This window comes from Pseudomonas sp. rhizo25 (assembly GCF_031931935.1).
Taxonomy (GTDB): Bacteria; Pseudomonadota; Gammaproteobacteria; order Pseudomonadales; family Pseudomonadaceae; genus Aquipseudomonas; species Aquipseudomonas synxantha.
This window is the reverse complement of the sequence record NZ_JAUJXA010000013.1, coordinates 46,006-66,102: the sequence shown is the minus strand read 5'-3', so window position 1 is coordinate 66,102 and position 20,097 is coordinate 46,006. Positions and strand designations below refer to the sequence as shown.

At 52.6% G+C, this 20,097-nt stretch carries 16 protein-coding genes; all 16 read right to left on the bottom strand.

From position 1 onward, the window contains the following. Nucleotides 1-14 precede the first annotated feature (14 nt). The 16 genes from wbjC to gyrA all read right to left on the bottom strand — a co-directional run bounded on the left by wbjC (nt 15) and on the right by gyrA (nt 20,003). Complete coding sequence (wbjC, locus tag QZR30_RS22825; RefSeq protein ID WP_311904259.1) at nt 15-1,133, bottom strand: UDP-2-acetamido-2,6-beta-L-arabino-hexul-4-ose reductase; 1,119 nt, start codon at nt 1,131-1,133, stop codon at nt 15-17. Nucleotides 1,134-1,135: 2 nt separating this feature from the next. Further along, entirely contained in the window at nt 1,136-2,170 is a 1,035-nt protein-coding gene (locus QZR30_RS22820; protein WP_311904258.1) for a polysaccharide biosynthesis protein, read from the bottom strand. Nucleotides 2,171-2,176: 6 nt separating this feature from the next. Continuing rightward, nucleotides 2,177-2,977 carry a glycosyltransferase family 2 protein gene (locus QZR30_RS22815; RefSeq protein ID WP_311904257.1) on the bottom strand — a complete coding sequence of 267 codons (801 nt, stop codon included), beginning with the start codon at nt 2,975-2,977 and terminating at the stop codon, nt 2,177-2,179. Continuing rightward, nucleotides 2,974-4,233, bottom strand: coding sequence for an O-antigen ligase family protein (locus tag QZR30_RS22810; protein WP_311904256.1), 1,260 nt, complete (start codon nt 4,231-4,233; stop codon nt 2,974-2,976). Before QZR30_RS22810 ends, QZR30_RS22815 begins: the two co-directional genes overlap by 4 nt. Before the next feature lies 1 nt (nt 4,234). Continuing rightward, nucleotides 4,235-5,698, bottom strand: a complete 1,464-nt coding sequence (locus QZR30_RS22805) for a hypothetical protein (protein ID WP_311904255.1) — start codon at nt 5,696-5,698, stop codon at nt 4,235-4,237. A gap of 551 nt (nt 5,699-6,249) precedes the next feature. Then, nucleotides 6,250-7,557 carry a Wzz/FepE/Etk N-terminal domain-containing protein gene (locus QZR30_RS22800; protein WP_311904254.1) on the bottom strand — a complete coding sequence of 436 codons (1,308 nt, stop codon included), beginning with the start codon at nt 7,555-7,557 and terminating at the stop codon, nt 6,250-6,252. Nucleotides 7,558-7,959: 402 nt separating this feature from the next. After that, a complete protein-coding gene (locus tag QZR30_RS22795; protein WP_311904252.1) occupies nt 7,960-8,190 on the bottom strand; it encodes a LapA family protein in 231 nt (76 codons plus the stop codon). Nucleotides 8,191-8,214: 24 nt separating this feature from the next. Then, nucleotides 8,215-8,511 carry an integration host factor subunit beta gene (ihfB, locus tag QZR30_RS22790; RefSeq protein WP_003189779.1) on the bottom strand — a complete coding sequence of 99 codons (297 nt, stop codon included), beginning with the start codon at nt 8,509-8,511 and terminating at the stop codon, nt 8,215-8,217. 131 nt (nt 8,512-8,642) lie between these two features. Beyond that, nucleotides 8,643-8,927 (bottom strand): lipoprotein, encoded by a 285-nt coding sequence (locus QZR30_RS22785; RefSeq protein ID WP_046071546.1) that lies wholly within the window; start codon nt 8,925-8,927, stop codon nt 8,643-8,645. A 158-nt stretch (nt 8,928-9,085) separates the two neighbouring features. Further along, the gene (gene rpsA / locus QZR30_RS22780) at nt 9,086-10,771 is read right to left on the bottom strand and encodes a 30S ribosomal protein S1 (protein ID WP_043047443.1); all 1,686 of its coding nucleotides are present in this window, start codon (nt 10,769-10,771) and stop codon (nt 9,086-9,088) included. Between the two features lie 119 nt (nt 10,772-10,890). Further along, complete coding sequence (gene cmk, locus QZR30_RS22775; RefSeq protein WP_034102642.1) at nt 10,891-11,580, bottom strand: (d)CMP kinase; 690 nt, start codon at nt 11,578-11,580, stop codon at nt 10,891-10,893. Further along, nucleotides 11,577-13,787 carry a bifunctional prephenate dehydrogenase/3-phosphoshikimate 1-carboxyvinyltransferase gene (locus tag QZR30_RS22770; protein WP_046071545.1) on the bottom strand — a complete coding sequence of 737 codons (2,211 nt, stop codon included), beginning with the start codon at nt 13,785-13,787 and terminating at the stop codon, nt 11,577-11,579. Before QZR30_RS22770 ends, cmk begins: the two co-directional genes overlap by 4 nt. A gap of 28 nt (nt 13,788-13,815) precedes the next feature. Continuing rightward, the gene (gene hisC, locus QZR30_RS22765; RefSeq protein ID WP_046071544.1) at nt 13,816-14,928 is read right to left on the bottom strand and encodes a histidinol-phosphate transaminase; all 1,113 of its coding nucleotides are present in this window, start codon (nt 14,926-14,928) and stop codon (nt 13,816-13,818) included. A gap of 9 nt (nt 14,929-14,937) precedes the next feature. Next, on the bottom strand, nt 14,938-16,032 hold the full coding sequence (pheA, locus tag QZR30_RS22760; protein WP_043047445.1) for a prephenate dehydratase: 1,095 nt from the start codon (nt 16,030-16,032) through the stop codon (nt 14,938-14,940). Next, entirely contained in the window at nt 16,032-17,117 is a 1,086-nt protein-coding gene (gene serC, locus QZR30_RS22755) for a 3-phosphoserine/phosphohydroxythreonine transaminase (protein ID WP_043047446.1), read from the bottom strand. Before serC ends, pheA begins: the two co-directional genes overlap by 1 nt. 231 nt (nt 17,118-17,348) lie before the next feature. Then, the gene (gene gyrA, locus QZR30_RS22750; protein ID WP_046071543.1) at nt 17,349-20,003 is read right to left on the bottom strand and encodes a DNA gyrase subunit A; all 2,655 of its coding nucleotides are present in this window, start codon (nt 20,001-20,003) and stop codon (nt 17,349-17,351) included. Between the last annotated feature and the right edge of the window lie 94 nt (nt 20,004-20,097).

Sequence of the window (20,097 nt, the reverse complement as noted above, 5' to 3'; positions counted from 1 at the left end):
CTCCGCGTCTTCACTCAAGCCTGCGTGCCGACCGACAAGGCGTAAGTATCAGGGTGCTCCCGGTCAAATACTTCATTTGCCCAAAGCATAACGATCATCTCCACCTCACCGACATTCGTGATGTCGTGCGTCCATCCAGGAACTGTTTCAACAACCACCGGCCGCAGACCGTCAGTGAATAATTCATAGAATTCACCGGAAACAATATGCCTAAATCTGAAGCAGGCTTCACCGCGTATAACCAAAAACTTTTCAGTTTTGGAATGATGATAATGCCCTCCCCGCGTGACACCAGGATGCGCAGTAAAAAAAGAAAACTGCCCAGAATCAGACGTCTTGAGCATCTCAACAAATTCCCCACGTGAGTCGCCATATTTAGGCACCTCATAGGTAAAATTTTCAGGGGGCAAATAGCTGAGATAAGTAGAGTAAAGTGCCCGCGGCAATCCTGTCCCAACTCGCTCAGTGATCAACGTACCACGACTGTTGCGGAATGCTTGTAATTGCTGCGCCAACTCCCCTACTGTAATATTATAATGCGGTACCACATCATTGAATAAGTCAGGCGCAACTACACCATCCATCACTGCAATAAAACGATCGATTACATCATCGATATAGACAAGCGTAATGTTCGCGTGAGGATCATTAATCTGGATAGGAAGATCGCGTGCGATATTGTGGCAAAACGTAGCCACCGCAGAGTTATAGTTTGGACGCGCCCACTTACCAAAGACATTGGGTAACCGAAATAAATACACCGGCGAACCGTGCTCGGAACTGAGAATACGCAAAATCTCTTCAGCAGCACGCTTACTTGCACCATACGCATTTTCATTCTCCGCCTGAGTCGACGAAGTATAAACTACAGGTATTTTACGCCCACTGGCTACAATGGCGCTTGATAATGCTTGTGTAAGATCGGCGTTTCCGGTTTGAAACTCCTCCGGATCCTGCGGGCGATTTACGCCTGCCAAGTGAAAAACAAAATCAGCCTGTGCTACGAGTGAAACAAGGTCTCGTAAGTCATTTTCTCGAGAAAACTGATATACCTCGACGTCTTCTCGTTCGCCTAAATGGACAGTCAGATTCCTACCGACGAATCCATTCGCGCCTGTTATAAGAACTCTCATGATCACTCCTCGGGCGTGGCATGCTCACCACGCTGAATAGCTCGCATGAAGTCAAGCTTCAATAGTAAATTCTGCATACCCAGAACATTCAGGCGTTCGGTATTATGTGAATTATAATCTTCGGTTCGGGAAATCTTTTCTTCGCCCTGCTCAACAAACTTGCTGTAATTAAGATCACGTAAATCCGGTGGCACACGGAAGTATTCACCCATATCTTCAGCACAGGCCATCTCCTCACGACTCAGTAGCGCTTCGTAAAGCTTTTCTCCATGGCGTGTACCAATGATCTGCACTGGATGATCTGGCTTGCCCAATAGATCCGTTAAAGCATGAGCGAGTATTTCAACCGTAGCGGCAGGCGCTTTCTGCACAAACAAATCACCGTTATTACCGTGTTCAAACGCATAGAGAACCAGATCCACCGCATCAGCGAGAGTCATCATGAAACGTGTCATGTTAGGATCAGTAATCGACAAAGGTTTACCGGCACGAATCTGCTCGATAAACAATGGAATAACTGAACCACGCGACGCCATTACGTTACCGTAGCGCGTCCCACAGATAACGGTCTTTTTCTCATCCACGTTACGGGATTTTGCGACCATCACCTTTTCCATCATAGCTTTGGAAATACCCATAGCATTGATAGGATACACGGCCTTATCCGTACTCAAACACACCACACGCTTTACACCATTCTGAATGGCAGCCTCCAAGACGTTATCAGTACCGATAACATTAGTCTTGACAGCTTCCATCGGATGAAATTCGCATGACGGAACCTGCTTGAGAGCCGCAGCATGAAAGATATAATCAACGCTGCGAGTAGCTGTTAATACGCTATTATAATCCCTAACATCTCCGATATAAAACTTCAACTTAGGATTCGAATAGCGCTTACGCATGTCGTCCTGTTTTTTTTCGTCACGGCTGAAAATACGAATTTCCGCAATATCAGTATCTAGAAACCGTTTTAAAACTGCGTTACCAAAAGAGCCAGTACCACCAGTGATTAACAATATTTTTTTAGAAAACATATAGACCTACAGGTATTTTTTATAAACTGGATAAGATTCTCTAGCAAAACCGTACGTTTTCCTAGAGGGAAGCTTTGATAAAGTAGCGCTTTCCATATGATGAACTAGCAGGTCTGGGTCATAGTACATTTTCCCTCCACCATTCTCGAGCTGACCAGCCAATATAGCTTCTTCACCATACAAAAAAACTTTATTGTCCAACTGCTTAAACTTCTTGAAAAAACTTGGCAGCAATACGTAACAAGCGCCAATCCCCATGTGCACATATCCAGGAGCTTGGTCAAACGAGTTATTACGCCCACCGGAAATTTTATTTTTAATAGCAGAAAGCCAAGTCAGCACACGTGCCGCGTAATAGGATTTAAAATAAATATCGTACAAGAACTTGCGACCACGTGCAACTTTAGTACGACAGTGAGGATTCTGCTGGTAACCGTCCGTAGTCGTCACATTAGGCGCCAGCACCAGGACATCTTGCGGATAATCTCTTTCGAGGACAAGCTTAGTAAAATCCTCAGCAAACTTCAGATCGTTATTACCAACCACAACAAACTCTGGGTTTTCAATAGATGCAATACCAAGATTCAAGCCACCAAAATATCCTAGATTTTCAGTAGAAAAAATCAGTTTCACATCAGGATCATTCCCGAGTTTATCCTCTAAAATCTTTCGATCACTCGCAGCTGACGCATTGTCAACGATTACACAACGCGCATTGGCTCTTACCTGACGCTTAACGCTATCAACGAAATCAAGCGTAAATTGGCTACCATTGTAGTTAACACATACATACACAACCGTCGTCATACACCATGCTCCATATCACGCTTCCGATTTAAAGCGCCTAAAAAGAACGAAAACAGGATCATCACGTTTGGCACTAAGAAAGCATCCCAAAACATATTTAATAGCCCAAGCACAATTAGCATTCTAAACACCAGACGCCGCTCATCATTGGAAACCCGCTTAAAAACGCTCTTAATAATACAAATCCAAAATCCAGCAAAAAATATTAACGGTAAGATCCCCATCTTCCAAATTGAAGTCAACAGATAGTTATGCGGACTCCAGCCTGTCAGATCCGTATATTCGCCGAAACTTTGATTATATAATTGAAAGCCGTAAAAGCCATTTCCAAATAAAGGATTCTTGAGAAACTGTTCTACCGCTAAAAAATACAAGGTCAAGCGACCGCTGCTCAGTTCATCTAAATCGCCACGCTCGATCGCCGAAGCCATGCCGTCAATTCTGGTAGACCACACTCCTTCCAGTGACGACCAACCAAGATAGGCCAACACTGACATCAAAAGCAGTGCCGACATAGAGCCCATAACAAAGACGATAGGGTTCCTCTTTAAAATATCTTTCCCCATAAACATAAAAATAACCACAAGCCCTAAAACACCCTCTCGCGATAGGGAAAATATCGTCAACCATAAGAAAACGAAAACAAACAAGCGAAACCGTAGCAGCGATACACCTGAAAAAGTTCTATAAAAATGAACTATAATATAATAGGACACGAATAAGAACGCTACAAATGAATGCACTCCATAAAGTCCATATATAGGCAACCAGAAGAACCAACCATTTATCTCCCCCTCTGTTCGAACCATTCCTCCAAAAAATATGAACACCGACAATGAAAAAACAAATATAAAAAATAAAAATATATTAGTGTACGCCTTTAAAAAAAGATAAAAATCGAAATCATTATTTACCAGATAACGCCCCGCAAAATAACCAAAAACAGGAAAGAAGAAATAGAATACCGACAAAAATGGATGTATGGACAACTCCCCCGTAACAAATGTTGAATTACTTAGAACTGCTACGACAGAAAAAATTATAGCTCCCAACAAATACAACATCTCAACTCTAAACTTCACCAGAGCGACAACAAAGCCATACAAGGCAACAAGCCAGGCGATCGGCATAGCTACCTCACCGTATGAAAAGCCAACCAACGGAAGTGCCATAAGCGTCGTCAGCATATATATTATTAAATGCCGAACGTCGACCTTCAACGCATAACCAGAAAACCCAGACACATTATTATTCATATTATCTGACCAAATATCTTAGCAAAGAAAATAATACTGACCGAATTTTTTTTATCAAAAAAAACGAACCAAAAATAATAATAACACAAACTAAAAACTTACTTAAAATCACAAAATTCTGTTGCTCCTCTCCGACAACCTTAAAACCCTCGCCCGCCAACACCATTATAACTGCAACAAAAGTTGCCTGAAGCAAGAACATCACATCCAACCTAATCCGCATGACATCCTTAGACAAATACAAAAGAATTAGAAAATAAATTAACTGCCCTGAAAAATTCGCCAACGAAAAAAACATAAGGCTGTTTTCCAATGCAGCAAAAGCGTTCATGCATAAGACAACTATGACTACTACGCCGCCAACTAGTGACATTACCCAAGATCTACCACTTAATTCCATACCCTTATGCGCATAGACCGAGGCCGCGCCGAGAAAAACAGCGAGAGAACTAAATATGAGCCAAGCGCCCAGTTCTCGTGCATCTTCATTAATGATTTTACCAAGCAGCTCTACGTTTACCAAAAGTGCGCCACTTAATATTATTCCAAAAAATAATAAAAAATTCATTTTTTCTGCAACTAGCTCGCCAGCCGCATGTAGATTTTTTGTTTTTTTCAGGGTATTTATAAGAAAAGGTTGAAGTGCCATTAGCATCGGCATTGATACGATACTAACCGCACCAAGCAATAGATCACGACTTGAGGAGTACATACCTAATTCATGATCCATTCCTACATGACGCATAAATACCCTATCGGAAAAACTATAGAGGTTGTAAAAAACCAACCAGATACCTACAGGGAAACAATAGACCCAAGACAACTTCGTAAATTTCAATATAGTCTTAAACTTCAACTTTTCAGTTGACCTGGCTAAATGTTTTTTTGAAAACAGCAGATAACACAGCGCGCTTAGTAAAGCTGCTATTGAAACGCTAAAAATCACGAGTTGAAAGCTCATGATCTCCAGTAGGGAAAACGTTACCAACAGAAATGTTTGAATGCCGAATTGCAAAAAGACCAGCCAAACAAAATGACTTACTAACCTATAAGCTTGAAGTTGAGCTTGGTAAAAAAATATCATCATTTGTGATGCTAACAGCGCAGCACCACACAACATATAACTCAAGCTATAGTCAAGACAATAAAATATAACTAAGGAAGAAATAACAGCCAGACTAATTGAAAGCAACAACAGCAAATCCAAAGAGCTTCGAAAGTTTGGATTAAATTTTTTAAACCGCAAGCCAACAACTATTGCTGCCTGGTATAACCATCCGCCAAAAAGTTGCGCCAAGAAGAGGTTAACGACAATCATTGTCGAATAGGATCCATAACCTACCGTCCCAATACCTTGCGAAATCAAATATATGCCATACGCAGTTGCAACTGCCGGTATAACTTTCGCAAGAAGATACCAAAGTGTATCTTTGGTAATAGCTAAGGATTGAGCCTCAACGCTCATAAAGCGCACTTATTAAATTCAAGGAATTTATATTATTATTTTTTCCAACCATATATAGCTTAGGCATTCGCAGATCGCTTAAATCAAGGTCAAAATCAAACATATATTCCATAATAATCTCTTGAAACCTTATTTTTCGTTCTGCATGATAGATCGTCATACCCACTCAAGGCAATGACGCTCACGCTAACCTGTCAAGTCATCGACATGCGGCACGACCAGCATCGTCTGCGACGAGGAAACACGGAGAATCTTGGCGCTCCGTTCTGGTCTTTCATCTCTTGACTCCCGTGACGCCTTCTTTTTGCTAGCCCATTCATGCAAAAGCCCGACCCCTTTTCTCCCAAACAGCTACATCGCTCACCCCCTCCCCTCCATCAGTCACACTGCAACATTCAGTATAGACAGAGGCAACGCCCATGTGGGTTGGGAGCGCAAACAGCATAGGGTGTACTATTGGTTGTGATCTTCTGCAATAACTTAGGACCCATTAAGATTAAATTCGACATGAATATTTAATTAACCATGTCGAATATAAATATTAATAATATCTATTGCGAAAGACGGGTCATTTGTGAGTTTTTTGAACCCACATTGTGAACTGAATAAAGACTTCGAAATAGGGCCAAACATATTGCCAATGCCAACCCAAGAAACACACCAAAAATAATCAATAATTTCTTTTTAGGATTGATCGGAGAAAGTGGCTCTAACGCTTGTCTATCAATAGCAACTAACTTCAAACGATTCATATCTATGTTAAGATTGCGCAATCTTGCTGACTCTGCACGAAGAGGTTCGACTCCAGCCAAAAACAAATCTTCATTTTTACGATCTTTTAGAACTTCAATCTCACGATTTTTCTCTAGCAATTTTAGTTCTTTATCTATTTCACCAATTCGGGCTGATGTAAAGTCATCAGATGTGCGGCGCTGCAGAGCTGTTTTTTCTGCTTCTAATGCATCAACGCCCATGAAGTACAACGGGGTCTGCTGGTTATTCACCTCAGTACGCATAATGCTAGAACTTCCCGCCCTATCGGCATCGCTCATGGAAGAGGGGGTGGCCGGCTTTCTGATCCCTAGAGACCTGGCAATACCTATAGCTTCATTCAATTGCGATATTCGATCTGCCCTTACAGTTTTTAATTGAGCATGTAGAGCACGCCGTTCATCTTCGAGTCGAGCGCGGCTTAAGTCGCTTCCCTCTTGTAGTTTTGCAATTCTGGCCGCTTTGTCATTTTCATAGTTTGCGCGTGCGGCATTCATTTTTTCGGAAAGCTCATTAAGACGATTGCTGACAATAACCTTCAAATCAGCCGCTACTTTTTCTTTCTCGCTGGCGATCGCATAATTTACAAAGCCATTTAAAATGGATACTCCATCAACACCCTTTGGATAATTCATATCAACAAGAATATACGAACTTAGCGGATCCCCTTTTTTAGGGTCGGGAAGAGAGATCCTCATTGAATTACGATTAAATTCTTCGAAGCTTTGTTCCAGCGTTCTGCCAGGGCGGACGAACGTCTGAAAAAGTTTTTGATTATTTCGGAAATAACTTAGACGCACCTCATACGACTCAAGTGAAGAGCCCACTTTAACCAGAGCCTGACTGGGAGGAAGTTGATAGATCTCCGACCGATTTAACGCATCTAATTCATTTATCGCCGCCGGCCTTAACAGGCTACTGACCTGGTATTCCGGCGTGACCATAAAAGCGTAAGCGGTCGCAGCTAAAGCCACCGTGGACGCCACTACAAATATAAACTTTTTCTGCCGTTTCACAGCATCGAAAAGCGTTAAGAAATTAATTTCGGTAGCGGTTGGTACCGGTGGGGCTCGGAAGCTACTACTCACAACAAAAACCTGCCTTCAAAGAGAAACTGCGGGCTCGTTATGCAGACAAATTGTGTTTTTTACTCTGATTGGATGACCGCCAAAACCAAGCGTCTCTGCCAAATTTTAAGCGCACAAAATGCCCGTTATCGAGAACAGATTCCATTCTGCCATCTCTCTAACATATTACAAGTCTTGACATGTATGTAGGACGATCCTGATTATCCTAGCGACAACGCTCTGAAAGCTGGAAAATTTCAGCTAGAAGTGGCGACGGCTCAATATTGGCGGCAGCGCAGCAATCACAGAGCTTAGGCTTGCAGCGAAACGAGCACTCCTTAAGCGGATACCTAGGGAATTTTTTCCGACGGACGGTAATTTCTGCTATTCATGCTGCCCTAATGCACCCGCCGGGACCAACAGCTAGACAATCCCCTTATGCCGACTCCTACCAACAACCACCCCCAACAACGGCCCAATCAACATCCCCACAATCAAAGCCACCACCACAAACACCGCCACCGGCATCTGCGCAGTACTCCACCCCAGGAACGTCAACGCAACACTCTGCTGGTTCTCCAGCACAAACGCCAAAACCACCAAAGCCGCAAGCACTGCAACCAATACCGCAACAACGCGCTTAACCCCACGCATAACCTTCTCCTACCCCAAAAACACTCAGACGCCTTCTTCCTCTTCTTCGTTCACCCGATCGCGCAATTCCTTGCCCGGTTTGAAGTGGGGTACGAATTTGCCGTCGAGACTGACGGATTGGCCGGTTTTTGGGTTACGGCCTACGCGCGGCGCACGGTAGTGCAGTGAGAAGCTGCCGAAGCCGCGGATCTCGATACGATCTCCGGTGGCCAGGCATTGGGACATTTGCTCAAGCATGGTCTTGATAGCCAGCTCCACATCCTTGGATGAGAGCAGCCCTTGATGGGTGACAATTCGTTCGATCAACTCCGACTTCGTCATATTTTTCCCTTCTTTTTCAAGCAGCTAGGAAAAGCGCTTCAAAGGTTTTAGCATGACTTGATGAATTTGAACAGCCCATGCGTCAACTAATCTGCGGGCAAAATAAACACCTGCTACAAGCGCGGGCACCCTCATTTGCAGATCACCAACATCTTCCGAGTCACGGCACCTGCTGGGTTCCAACCGAACAAGTAGTCACCCTCTTCGTCCTTGGCATCACTGGAGCGTGTTACAACCTTGTAGCCCTGCATCTTGCACTCACGGGCAGCACGCCTCTCGCACTTCTCCCACTTATTCCCCAGGCCCGAGCAGTCGATTTCGATACCGCTAGCGCCGCGCTTGGCGTAGGTCTTGGCACTGGTGGAGGAACAACCTGCAAGCACCATCAACGCGAGTATTACAATAATCCTGTTCATTCAAGCCCTTATAGGTCAGCAATACGAATAGCCTTCGTGAAGACTATAGTCAGTTCTGACATTGAGCTGAACGCCTTGGTTCTATGTTGTTGATTCATCAAATTTCAGGCACAAAAAAGGGCGACCGAAGTCGCCCTTTTTCTATAGCTCTACAGAACTTAGTTCTGCTTAGCCATTGCTTCGCGCAGCAGGGAGGCCATGGTGGTCTCGCCTTTTTCAGCTTCCGGAGCGGCTTTCAGGCTCTGGATGGCTTCTTTCTCTTCAACTTCGTCTTTCGACTTGATGGAGAGTTGGATTACGCGGCTCTTGCGATCAACGCTGATGATCTTGGCTTCTACTTCCTGGCCTTCTTTCAGAACGTTGCGCGCGTCTTCAACGCGGTCACGGCTGATTTCGGAGGCTTTCAGAGTCGCTTCGATATCGTCGGCCAGAGTGATGATGGCGCCTTTAGCGTCAACTTCTTTCACAGTGCCCTTAACGATTGCGCCTTTGTCGTTCTCTTGAACGTACTCGGAGAACGGATCGCTTTCCAGTTGCTTGATACCCAGGGAGATGCGCTCGCGCTCTGGGTCAACCGACAGGATAACGGTGTCCAGCTCGTCGCCCTTCTTGAAACGACGAACAGCTTCTTCGCCAACTTCGTTCCAGGAGATATCGGACAGGTGAACCAGGCCGTCGATGCCGCCGTCCAGACCAATGAAGATACCGAAATCGGTGATCGACTTGATGGTGCCGGAGATTTTATCGCCCTTGTTGAACTGGCCAGAGAAATCTTCCCATGGGTTAGATTTGCACTGCTTGATGCCCAGGGAGATACGACGACGCTCTTCGTCGATGTCCAGAACCATAACTTCCACTTCGTCGCCGACTTGTACGACTTTCGAAGGGTGGATGTTCTTGTTGGTCCAGTCCATTTCGGAAACGTGTACCAGGCCTTCCACGCCTTCTTCCAGCTCTGCGAAGCAGCCGTAGTCGGTCAGGTTGGTAACACGCGCAGTTACGCGAGTGCTTTCTGGGTAACGAGCCTTGATAGCAACCCATGGATCTTCGCCCAGCTGCTTCAAGCCCAGGGAAACGCGGTTACGCTCACGATCGTACTTCAGAACCTTGACATCGATCTCGTCGCCAACGTTGACGATTTCGGAAGGATGCTTGATACGCTTCCAAGCCATGTCGGTAATGTGCAGCAGGCCATCGACGCCACCCAGATCGACGAATGCGCCGTAATCGGTGAGGTTCTTGACGATACCTTTGACTTGTTGGCCTTCCTGCAGGGATTCCAGCAGAGCTTCACGCTCGGCGGAGTTCTCTGCTTCCAGGACGCTGCGACGGGAAACGACAACGTTGTTGCGCTTCTGATCGAGCTTGATGACCTTGAATTCGAGTTCCTTGCCTTCCAGGTGCGTGGTGTCGCGCACTGGACGAACGTCGACCAAAGAACCTGGCAGGAACGCACGGATGCCGTTAACGTCGACAGTGAAGCCGCCCTTAACCTTACCGTTGATAACGCCCTTGACCACTTCTTCAGCTGCGAAGGCTGCTTCGAGAACAATCCAGCATTCAGCGCGCTTGGCTTTTTCACGGGACAGCTTGGTTTCACCGAAACCGTCTTCAACCGAGTCCAGAGCAACGTGAACTTCGTCACCGACATTGATTGTCAGATCACCAGCATCGTTGTAGAACTGTTCCAGCGGGATCAGAGCTTCAGACTTCAGACCAGCGTGAACGGTTACCCAGCGAGCTTGGTAATCGATATCAACGATAACACCGGTGATGATGGAGCCTGCCTGAAGGTTCAGGGTTTTTAGGCTTTCTTCAAAGAGTTCCGCAAAGCTTTCGCTCATTTTAATTCCTGTTGATAAGGGCGAAGAATACGCCCATCTCCACACCCCAGACGGTATGGGTCAGTTTCAATTAGAAGAAGCACCACAGGACTATGACTGGTCCCCTGCAGCCTTCTTGGTCACCCGGCGATATCGCGAATGGCGATCTCGCTCATGATGCGTTCCAGCACCTGCTCGATGGACAACTCCGTGGAATCCAGCTGTATGGCATCAGCCGCCGGCTTGAGCGGGGCTACTGCGCGCTGGGTATCACGCTCATCGCGTGCACGGATCTCATCTAGCAGACTCGACAGACTAACACCATCGACTTTGCCCTTCAACTGCAAGTAGCGGCGGCGCGCCCGCTCCTCGGCGCTGGCGGTCAGGAAAATCTTCAGCGGCGCGTCCGGAAACACTACTGTCCCCATGTCGCGACCATCGGCCACCAGGCCCGGCGGTTCCTGGAACGCCCGCTGGCGCTGCAACAAGGCATCGCGCACGGCCGGCAGCGCGGCGACCTGGGACGCCCAGGAACCGACTTGCTCGTTACGCAGGTCATCGGTCACATCATCGCCTTCGAGGATAATGCGCTGGGGATGACCTTCCGTCGCGCCGACGAACTGCACATCCAGATGCGCGGCCAGCAGCTTGAGGGATTCTTCGTTGGTCAGGTCGACGCCATGGTTGCGCGCCGCGAACGCCAGCAGGCGGTAAAGCGCGCCGGAATCCAGCAAGCACCAGCCCAGGCGCTTGGCCAGGATGCCGGCGATGGTGCCTTTGCCCGAGCCGCTTGGCCCGTCGATGGTAATCACCGGTGCTTTGATATTCACAATTGAGCCTCTTGGGCAACACGGATGCCGACTTGGGCACACAGTGTAAGAAAATTCGGAAAAGATGTAGCAACGTTGGCGCAGTCACGGATACGAATCGACGCCTCGGCCCGCAGGGAAGCCACGCTGAACGCCATGGCCACCCGGTGATCACCATGGGCCTGCACCTCACCCCCACCCATCGGGCCACCGTCAATGATAATCCCATCGGCCGTGGCTTCACACTTCACACCCAGGACCAACAGACCATCGGCCATGACCTGGATACGGTCGGACTCCTTGAGGCGCAGCTCCTCGGCACCGCGTAGTACGGTTCGACCTTCGGCGCAGGCAGCGGCGACAAACAGCACGGGAAACTCATCGATTGCCAACGGCACCAGCGCCGCTGGAATCTCGATACCTTTGAGCTTGGCAGCACGTACACGCAAGTCAGCAACCGGCTCGCCACCCACTTCACGCGGATTTTCCAAGGTGATATCTGCGCCCATCAGCCGCAGGATATCGATCACCCCGGTGCGGGTCGGGTTAACACCGACATGCTCCAACAGCAACTCGGAGCCCTCGGCAATCGACGCCGCCACCAGGAAAAACGCCGCAGACGAAATATCCCCAGGCACTTCAATGTGGGTCGCGGCCAATTTATGGCCCGGCTTCACCGACGCCGTCGCGCCTTCCACCGCCACTGGGCACCCAAAACCACGCAACATGCGCTCGGTGTGGTCGCGGGTCGGTGCAGGCTCGGTGACCGCGGTTTTACCCTGTGCATACAGGCCAGCCAGCAACAGGCAGGACTTAACCTGCGCACTGGCCATCGGCAATGCGTAAGTCAGACCTTTGAGCGCTTGACCGCCACGTATGGTCAGTGGTGGGCGGCCTTCCGGACCAGTCTCGATCACTGCACCCATTTCCCGCAGCGGCTTGGCCACACGATCCATCGGGCGTTTGGACAACGACGCATCGCCGGTCAACACGCTATCGAAGCTCTGGGCCGCCAGTAAACCGGCCAGCAGACGCATGGACGTACCGGAATTACCCAGGTAGATCGGCCCCGGCGCAGCCTTCAACCCATGCAGGCCAACGCCATGGATAGTCACGCGCCCATGGTGCGGCCCTTCAATCACCACGCCCATGTCGCGAAATGCCTGCAAAGTCGCCAGGGCATCTTCGCCCTCAAGGAAACCTTCGACTTCTGTCACGCCCTCGGCCAACGAACCGAGCATGATCGACCGATGAGAGATCGACTTATCACCCGGCATCCGAATACGCCCGCTCAAGCGGCCTCCCGGGCTGGCGATGAAAGTCAGCTCATCGGCGCTCACTGCGGTTTCCATATAAGCCCGGCGTGCCAGGATCTTGCTAAAATGTTCACGCGCCACCCGCGCACGGGTGAACACGCCCAACAGTTGATGGCCGTCACCCGCGTCAACCGCGTCACGCAGGGCGTCGAGGTCGCTGCGGAAGGTGTCCAGGGTACGCAACACCGCTTCGCGATTGGCGAGGAAGATGTCGTGCCACATCACCGGATCGCTGCCGGCAATCCGCGTAAAATCGCGGAAGCCACCGGCGGCATAGCGGAAAATCTCCAGGTTTTCATTGCGCTTGGCCAGGGAATCTACCAGGCCAAAAGCCAACAGATGGGGCAAATGGCTGGTCGCCGCCAGCACTTCATCGTGGCGTTCGACCTGCATGTGCTCCACATCCGCCCCCAGCTCGCGCCAGAGACGATCCACGACGGCCAGCGCCGCCGGATCGGTTTGCGCAAGCGGCGTGAGGATCACCTTATGCCGACGAAACAACTGTGCATTGGAGGCTTCCACCCCGCTCTGCTCGGATCCGGCAATCGGATGGCCCGGCACAAAGCGCGGCGGCATTTCACCAAACGCCAGCTGCGCAGCACGCACCACATTACCTTTGGCGCTACCGACGTCCGTGAGGATTGCCTGCCCCAGATCCATGCCAGCCAACACCGCCAGCAGCTTCTCCATGGCCAGGATCGGCACGGCGAGCTGGATCACATCCGCGCCCTGGCAGGCAATTGCCAGGTCCGCCTCACAGCGGTCCACTACGCCCAATTCCACCGCCAGCTTGCGCGACTGCGGGTCCAGGTCCACACCCACCACTTCGCCGCATAATCCGCTTTCGCGCAGACCCTTGGCGAAGGAGCCACCGATCAACCCCAGGCCGACCACCACAAGGCGACCAATCATAGGCACAGCAGGTTGCAATGCAGTGACATCAACCACGGGCCAGAACCTTGGCCAGCGCCTCAAGGAAGCGGCTGTTCTCAGCCGGCAAACCGATGGTGATACGCAGGTGATTCGGCATGCCGTAGTTGGCCACCGGACGCACGATCACGCCTTCGCGCAACAGGCCCTGGAACACCGGGGCAGCCACCCGGCCGAGATCGACGCAGATGAAGTTGCCCTTGGACGGTATCCAACCCAGGCCCAATTGGCGGAAGCCTTCCTGTAACTGCAGCATGCCGCTTTCGTTGATGCGACGTCCTTCTTCCAGGTACTCGGCATCCTTTACCGCCGCACACGCAGCCGCCAGGGCCAGGCTGTTAACGTTGAACGGCTGGCGCACACGGTTCAGCACGTCGGCAACCACCGCCGTGGACAAGCCGTAGCCGACCCGCAGCGACGCCAGGCCATAAGCCTTGGAGAACGTGCGCGACACCAGCAGGTTCGGGTAGGCCGCCAGGAAGTCGAGGCCGTCCGGCAGGTCGCTGCCTTCGGCGTACTCGATGTAGGCCTCGTCCAGCACCACCAGCACATGCTCCGGTACATCCTGCAGGAATTCGTTCAGCGCCTGCTCGTCGAACCAGGTGCCGGTCGGGTTGTTCGGGTTGGCGATAAATACCACGCGGGTTTGCGCGTCGATGGCCGCCAGCATCGCCGGCAGGTCGTGGCCCCAGTCCTTGGCTGGAATAACGCGGGCATCAGCCCCCACGGCCTGGGTCACAATCGGGTAGACCGCAAACGCGTGCTCGCTGAACACCGCATTCAAACCCGGTGCCAGGTAGGCACGGCCGACCAATTCAAGGATGTCATTGGAGCCATTGCCCAAGGTCACCTGATTCAGCTCGACCCGGCACTTGTCCGCCAGCAGGGATTTGAGCGCAAAGCCGTTGCCATCAGGGTAACGGGTCAGCTCGGCCAGCTCTTCCCGAATCGCCGCAAGCACTTTAGGGCTCGGGCCCAGCGGGTTTTCGTTGCTCGCCAGCTTGACGATCCTGGACGGGTCCAGATTCAACTCACGGGCCAACTCGTCCACAGGCTTGCCTGGAACATAAGGCGAGAGTTGTTGCACGCCCGGCTGAGCCAGGGCGAGGAAGTTGCCACTCATGTCAAAGCCTCACAAAACCGCTTTCGGGTACGAGCCCAGCACCTTGAGTGCTACGGCTTCCTGACTGATTTTCTCCAGCACACCCTTGACCAGTGGGTCGCGGTGGTGGCCGATGAAGTCGATAAAGAACACATAAGTCCATTTACCGCTGCGCGAAGGACGCGTTTCGATGCGCGTCAGGTCAATCCCGTTATCGTGGAATGGCACCAGCAGCTCATGCAGCGCGCCGGGCTTGTTGCTCATGGAGACGATGATCGAGGTCTTGTCGTCGCCGGTCGGCGGCACTTCCTGGCTACCGATCATCAAGAAGCGCGTGGAGTTGTCCGGGCGGTCCTCGATCTTCTCGGCCAGGCGCGTCAGGCCGTACAGGCCCGCAGCCATATCGCCGGCAATCGCCGCCGAATTCCACTCACCCTTGACCCGCTTGGCCGCTTCGGCGTTGCTGGACACCGCCACACGCTCCACATTCGGGTAATGTGCATCCAGCCACTTGCGGCACTGGGCCAGGGACTGGGCGTGGGAGTAGATGCGGCTGATGCTGTCGGTCTTGGTGTTCTCACCCACCAGCAGGTGATGGTGGATACGCAGCTCGACTTCGCCGCAGATCACCATATCGTGCTCAAGGAAGCTGTCCAGGGTGTGGTTGACCGCGCCTTCGGTGGAGTTTTCCACCGGCACCACGCCAAAATTCACCGCCCCGGCCGCCACTTCGCGGAACACTTCGTCGATGGCCGCCATCGGCTTGCTGATCACCGCGTGGCCGAAGTGCTTCATGGCTGCGGCCTGGGTGAAGGTGCCTTCCGGGCCGAGGTAAGCCACTTTCAGCGGCTGCTCCAGCGCCAGGCACGAGGACATGATTTCGCGGAACAACCGCGCCATCTCTTCGTTACCCAACGGCCCCCTGTTGCGCTCCATCACGCGCTTAAGCACCTGGGCTTCGCGCTCAGGTCGGTAGAACACCGGCACTTCGCCTTCCGCCAGGGACGCCATTTTCACCCGTGCCACTTCCTGGGCGCAGCGCGCACGCTCACTGATCAGCTCCAGGACTTTCTCGTCCAGGCTGTCAATGCGTACGCGCAGGGCTTTGAGTTCTTGCTCAGACATTAGCCGTGTTCCTTTTCGAACTCTGCCATGTAGGCCACCAACGCGTTGATCGCGTGGATGTCGACAGCGTTGTAGATGGAGGCACGCATGCCGCCGACCGAACGGTGGCCCTTGAGGTTCAGCAGGCCGCGCGCGTCGGCGCCGGCCAGGAATGGTTTGTCCAGACGATCATCGGCCAGGCGGAACGGCACGTTCATCCACGAGCGGTCAGTCAGGTTAATCGGGTTGCTGTACAGGCCGCTGGCGTCGATGAAGTCGTACAGGGTACGTTTCTTCTCTTCATTGCGCTTGCCCATGGCAGCCACACCGCCCTGCTCTTTCAGCCACTCGAACACCAGGCCCGACAGGTACCAGGCAAAAGCCGGCGGTGTGTTGTACATCGAGCCGTTATCGGCCGCGACCTTGTAGTTGAGCATGGTCGGGCACAGCGAGCGCGCGCGACCGAGCAGGTCTTCGCGGATGATATTGACCAGAATGCCACTCGGGCCGATGTTCTTCTGTGCGCCGGCATAGATCATGCCGTATTTGGATACGTCGATCGGGCGCGAAAGGATGTCCGAAGACATGTCGCACACCAGCGGCACATCACCCACTTCCGGCACCCAGTCGAATTCCAGGCCGCCAATGGTTTCGTTCGCTACGTAGTGGACGTAGGCCGCATCCTTGGACAGCTTCCACTCGTTCTGGCCTGGAATGGCGAAGTAGTCGTAGGGCTTGGCGGTGCCTGCCACATTGACGTGACCGTAGCGCGAAGCCTCTTCAATGGCTTTCTGCCCCCAGATACCGGTGTCGATATAGTCGGCAGTGCCATCTTCCGGCAACAGGTTCAGCGGCAACTGAGCGAACTGCTGGCTCGCACCGCCTTGCAGGAACAGCACTTTGTAGTCGGATGGGATGTCCAGCAAGTCGCGCAGGTCCTGCTCGGCCTTGGTGGCGATGGATACGAACTCATCGCTGCGATGGCTCATTTCCATCACGGAGAGGCCTTTTCCATGCCAGTCGAGGAGTTCACCCTGCGCACGCTGCAGGACTGCTTCAGGAAGCGCCGCGGGACCGGCACAGAAGTTATAGGCTCTCTTGCTCACATCCAATCTCACTCTGATCTGGTGGTAGTCACGCAAACATATCAGGCGACACCCGATCCAATGTGGGAGCGGGCTTGCTCGCGAAAGCGGTGGGTCAGTCAGCTTATGTGCCACTGACACTCCGCAATCGGGAGCAAGCCCCCTCCCACAGTTGGATTTTCATCGCTGTCGATATTTCCATCCGGACAAACAACAAGGGGGCGAATCTTCATCCGCCCCCTGTGTGTCCGCTTATTCCTGCGGTTCTTCTTCGTCTGCGGCAGCATCGAGGGTTGGCTCATCGACGTTGTCATCGCCGGCTGCGATTACCTCGCCGTCGAATTCCTCGCCTTCCAGCTCTTCATCTTCAACTTCCGAAGGCTCCTGAACACGCTCAAGACCGACCAGTTTTTCATCCTTGGCCAGCTTGATCAGCGTCACGCCCTGGGTGTTACGGCCCAGGCTCGAGACTTCAGCCACACGAGTACGCACCAGGGTGCCCTGGTCGGAAATCAGCATGATCTCTTCGCCATCGAGCACCTGCACCGCGCCGACCAGACGGCCGTTGCGGTCGTTGCTGACCATGGCGATCACACCTTGGCCGCCACGCTTGTACTCCGGGAACTCGCTGATAGCGGTGCGCTTGCCATAACCACGCTCGGAAGCGGTAAGGATCTGGCTGCCTTCTTCCGGGATCAGCATCGAAATCAGCTTCTGCCCTTCTGGCAGGCGCATGCCACGCACACCGCGGGCGGTACGGCCCATGGCACGCACGTCGGATTCCTTGAAGCGGGTGACCTTGCCGCCGTCGGAGAACAGCATGACTTCACGCTCGCCATCGGTAATGGCAGCGGAAATCAGTACGTCGCCTTCGTCCAGCTCCAGGGCGATCAGGCCCACGCTGCGTTGACGGCTGAAGGATTCCAGCGGGGTCTTCTTCACGGTGCCCTTGGCGGTGGCCATGAAGATGAAGTGACCTTCGGTGTATTCCTCGACCGGCAGCATGGTAGTGATGTATTCATCACTGTCCAACGGCAGCAGGTTGACCAGCGGGCGACCACGGGCGGCGCGGGAAGCTTCCGGGATTTCGTAGGTTTTCAGCCAGTACACCTTGCCCTTGCTGGAGAACAGCAGCAGCGTGGTGTGGCTGTTGGCGACCAGCAGGTGAGCGATGTAGTCCTCATCCTTGACGCCGGTAGCCGATTTGCCTTTACCGCCACGGCGCTGGGCCTGGTACGCAGCCAGCGGCTGGGTCTTGGCATAGCCGCCGTGGGAGATGGTCACCACACGCTCTTCTTCCGGGATCATGTCACCCAGGGTCAGGTCGAGGCGTGCATCGAGAATTTCGGTGCGGCGCACGTCGCCGTATTCGGCGCGGATCACTTCGAGCTCTTCGCGGATCACTTCCATCAGGCGCACGGCGCTGCTGAGGATGCGGATCAGCTCGCCGATCTGGTTGAGGATCTCCTGGTACTCCGCCAGCAGCTTCTCGTGCTCAAGGCCCGTGAGGCGGTGCAGACGCAGTTCCAGGATGGCCTGAGCCTGTTCCGGCGACAGGAAGTACTTGCCTTCGCGCAGGCCGTACTGTGGGTCCAGGGTCTCTGGACGGCACGAGTCGGCGCCGGCACGTTCAACCATGGCCACCACGGCGCTGGATTCCCAAGGCGTGCTGATCAGCGCTTCCTTGGCTTCCGACGGGGTTGGCGAAGCCTTGATCAAGGCGATGACCGGATCGATGTTCGACAGCGCAACGGCCTGGCCTTCCAGGATGTGCCCGCGCTCGCGAGCCTTGCGCAGTTCGAACACGGTACGGCGCGTTACCACTTCGCGGCGGTGACGTACGAAGGCTTCCAGCAGGTCCTTGAGGTTCAGGATGCGTGGGCGGCCGTCGATCAGTGCAACCACGTTGATACCAAACACGCTTTGCAGCTGGGTCTGGGCGTAGAGGTTGTTGAGGATCACCTCAGGCACTTCGCCACGACGCAGCTCGATCACTACGCGCATGCCGTCCTTGTCGGACTCGTCGCGCAGCTCGGTGATGCCTTCGAGCTTCTTCTCTTTAACCAGCTCGGCGATCTTCTCGATCAGGCGCGCCTTGTTCAGCTGGTACGGGAGTTCGGTGATGACGATCTGTTGGCGGCCACCGACCTTGTCGATGTCTTCGATCATCGAGCGGGCGCGCATGTAAATGCGCCCGCGACCGGTGCGGTAGGCTTCGATGATGCCGGCGCGACCGTTGATGATCGCGGCGGTCGGGAAGTCCGGGCCCGGGATGTATTGCATCAGCTCATCGACGGTCAGCTCCGGGTTGTCGATAAGGGCCAGGCAACCGTCGATGACTTCACCGAGGTTGTGCGGCGGGATGTTGGTGGCCATGCCCACGGCAATACCGCTGGAACCGTTGACCAGCAGGTTGGGGATGCGGGTGGGCATGACAGCCGGGATCATTTCGGTGCCGTCGTAGTTCGGCACCCAGTCCACGGTTTCTTTATGCAGGTCGGCCAGCAGCTCGTGCGCCAGCTTGGTCATGCGCACTTCGGTGTATCGCATGGCCGCGGCGTTGTCGCCGTCCACCGAACCGAAGTTGCCCTGGCCGTCTACCAGCAGGTAGCGCAGGGAAAACGGCTGGGCCATCCGAACGATGGTGTCGTACACCGCAGTGTCGCCGTGAGGGTGATACTTACCGATCACGTCACCGACAACACGGGCAGATTTCTTGTACGGCTTGTTCCAGTCGTTACCCAGCTCGCTCATCGCGAACAGCACACGCCGGTGCACGGGCTTCAAGCCATCGCGCGCATCAGGCAGTGCCCGACCGACAATTACGCTCATCGCGTAGTCGAGGTAGGACTGTTTCAGCTCGTCTTCGATATTGACCGGGAGGATTTCTTTGGCCAGTTCGCCCATGAGAAGCCTGATTCCTTTTTCGGGTGAAACTTCGTCGCATCCATATGGGACGAACGAAGCTCGCCGCTGCCGGCACAGTGCCTGACAACGACTT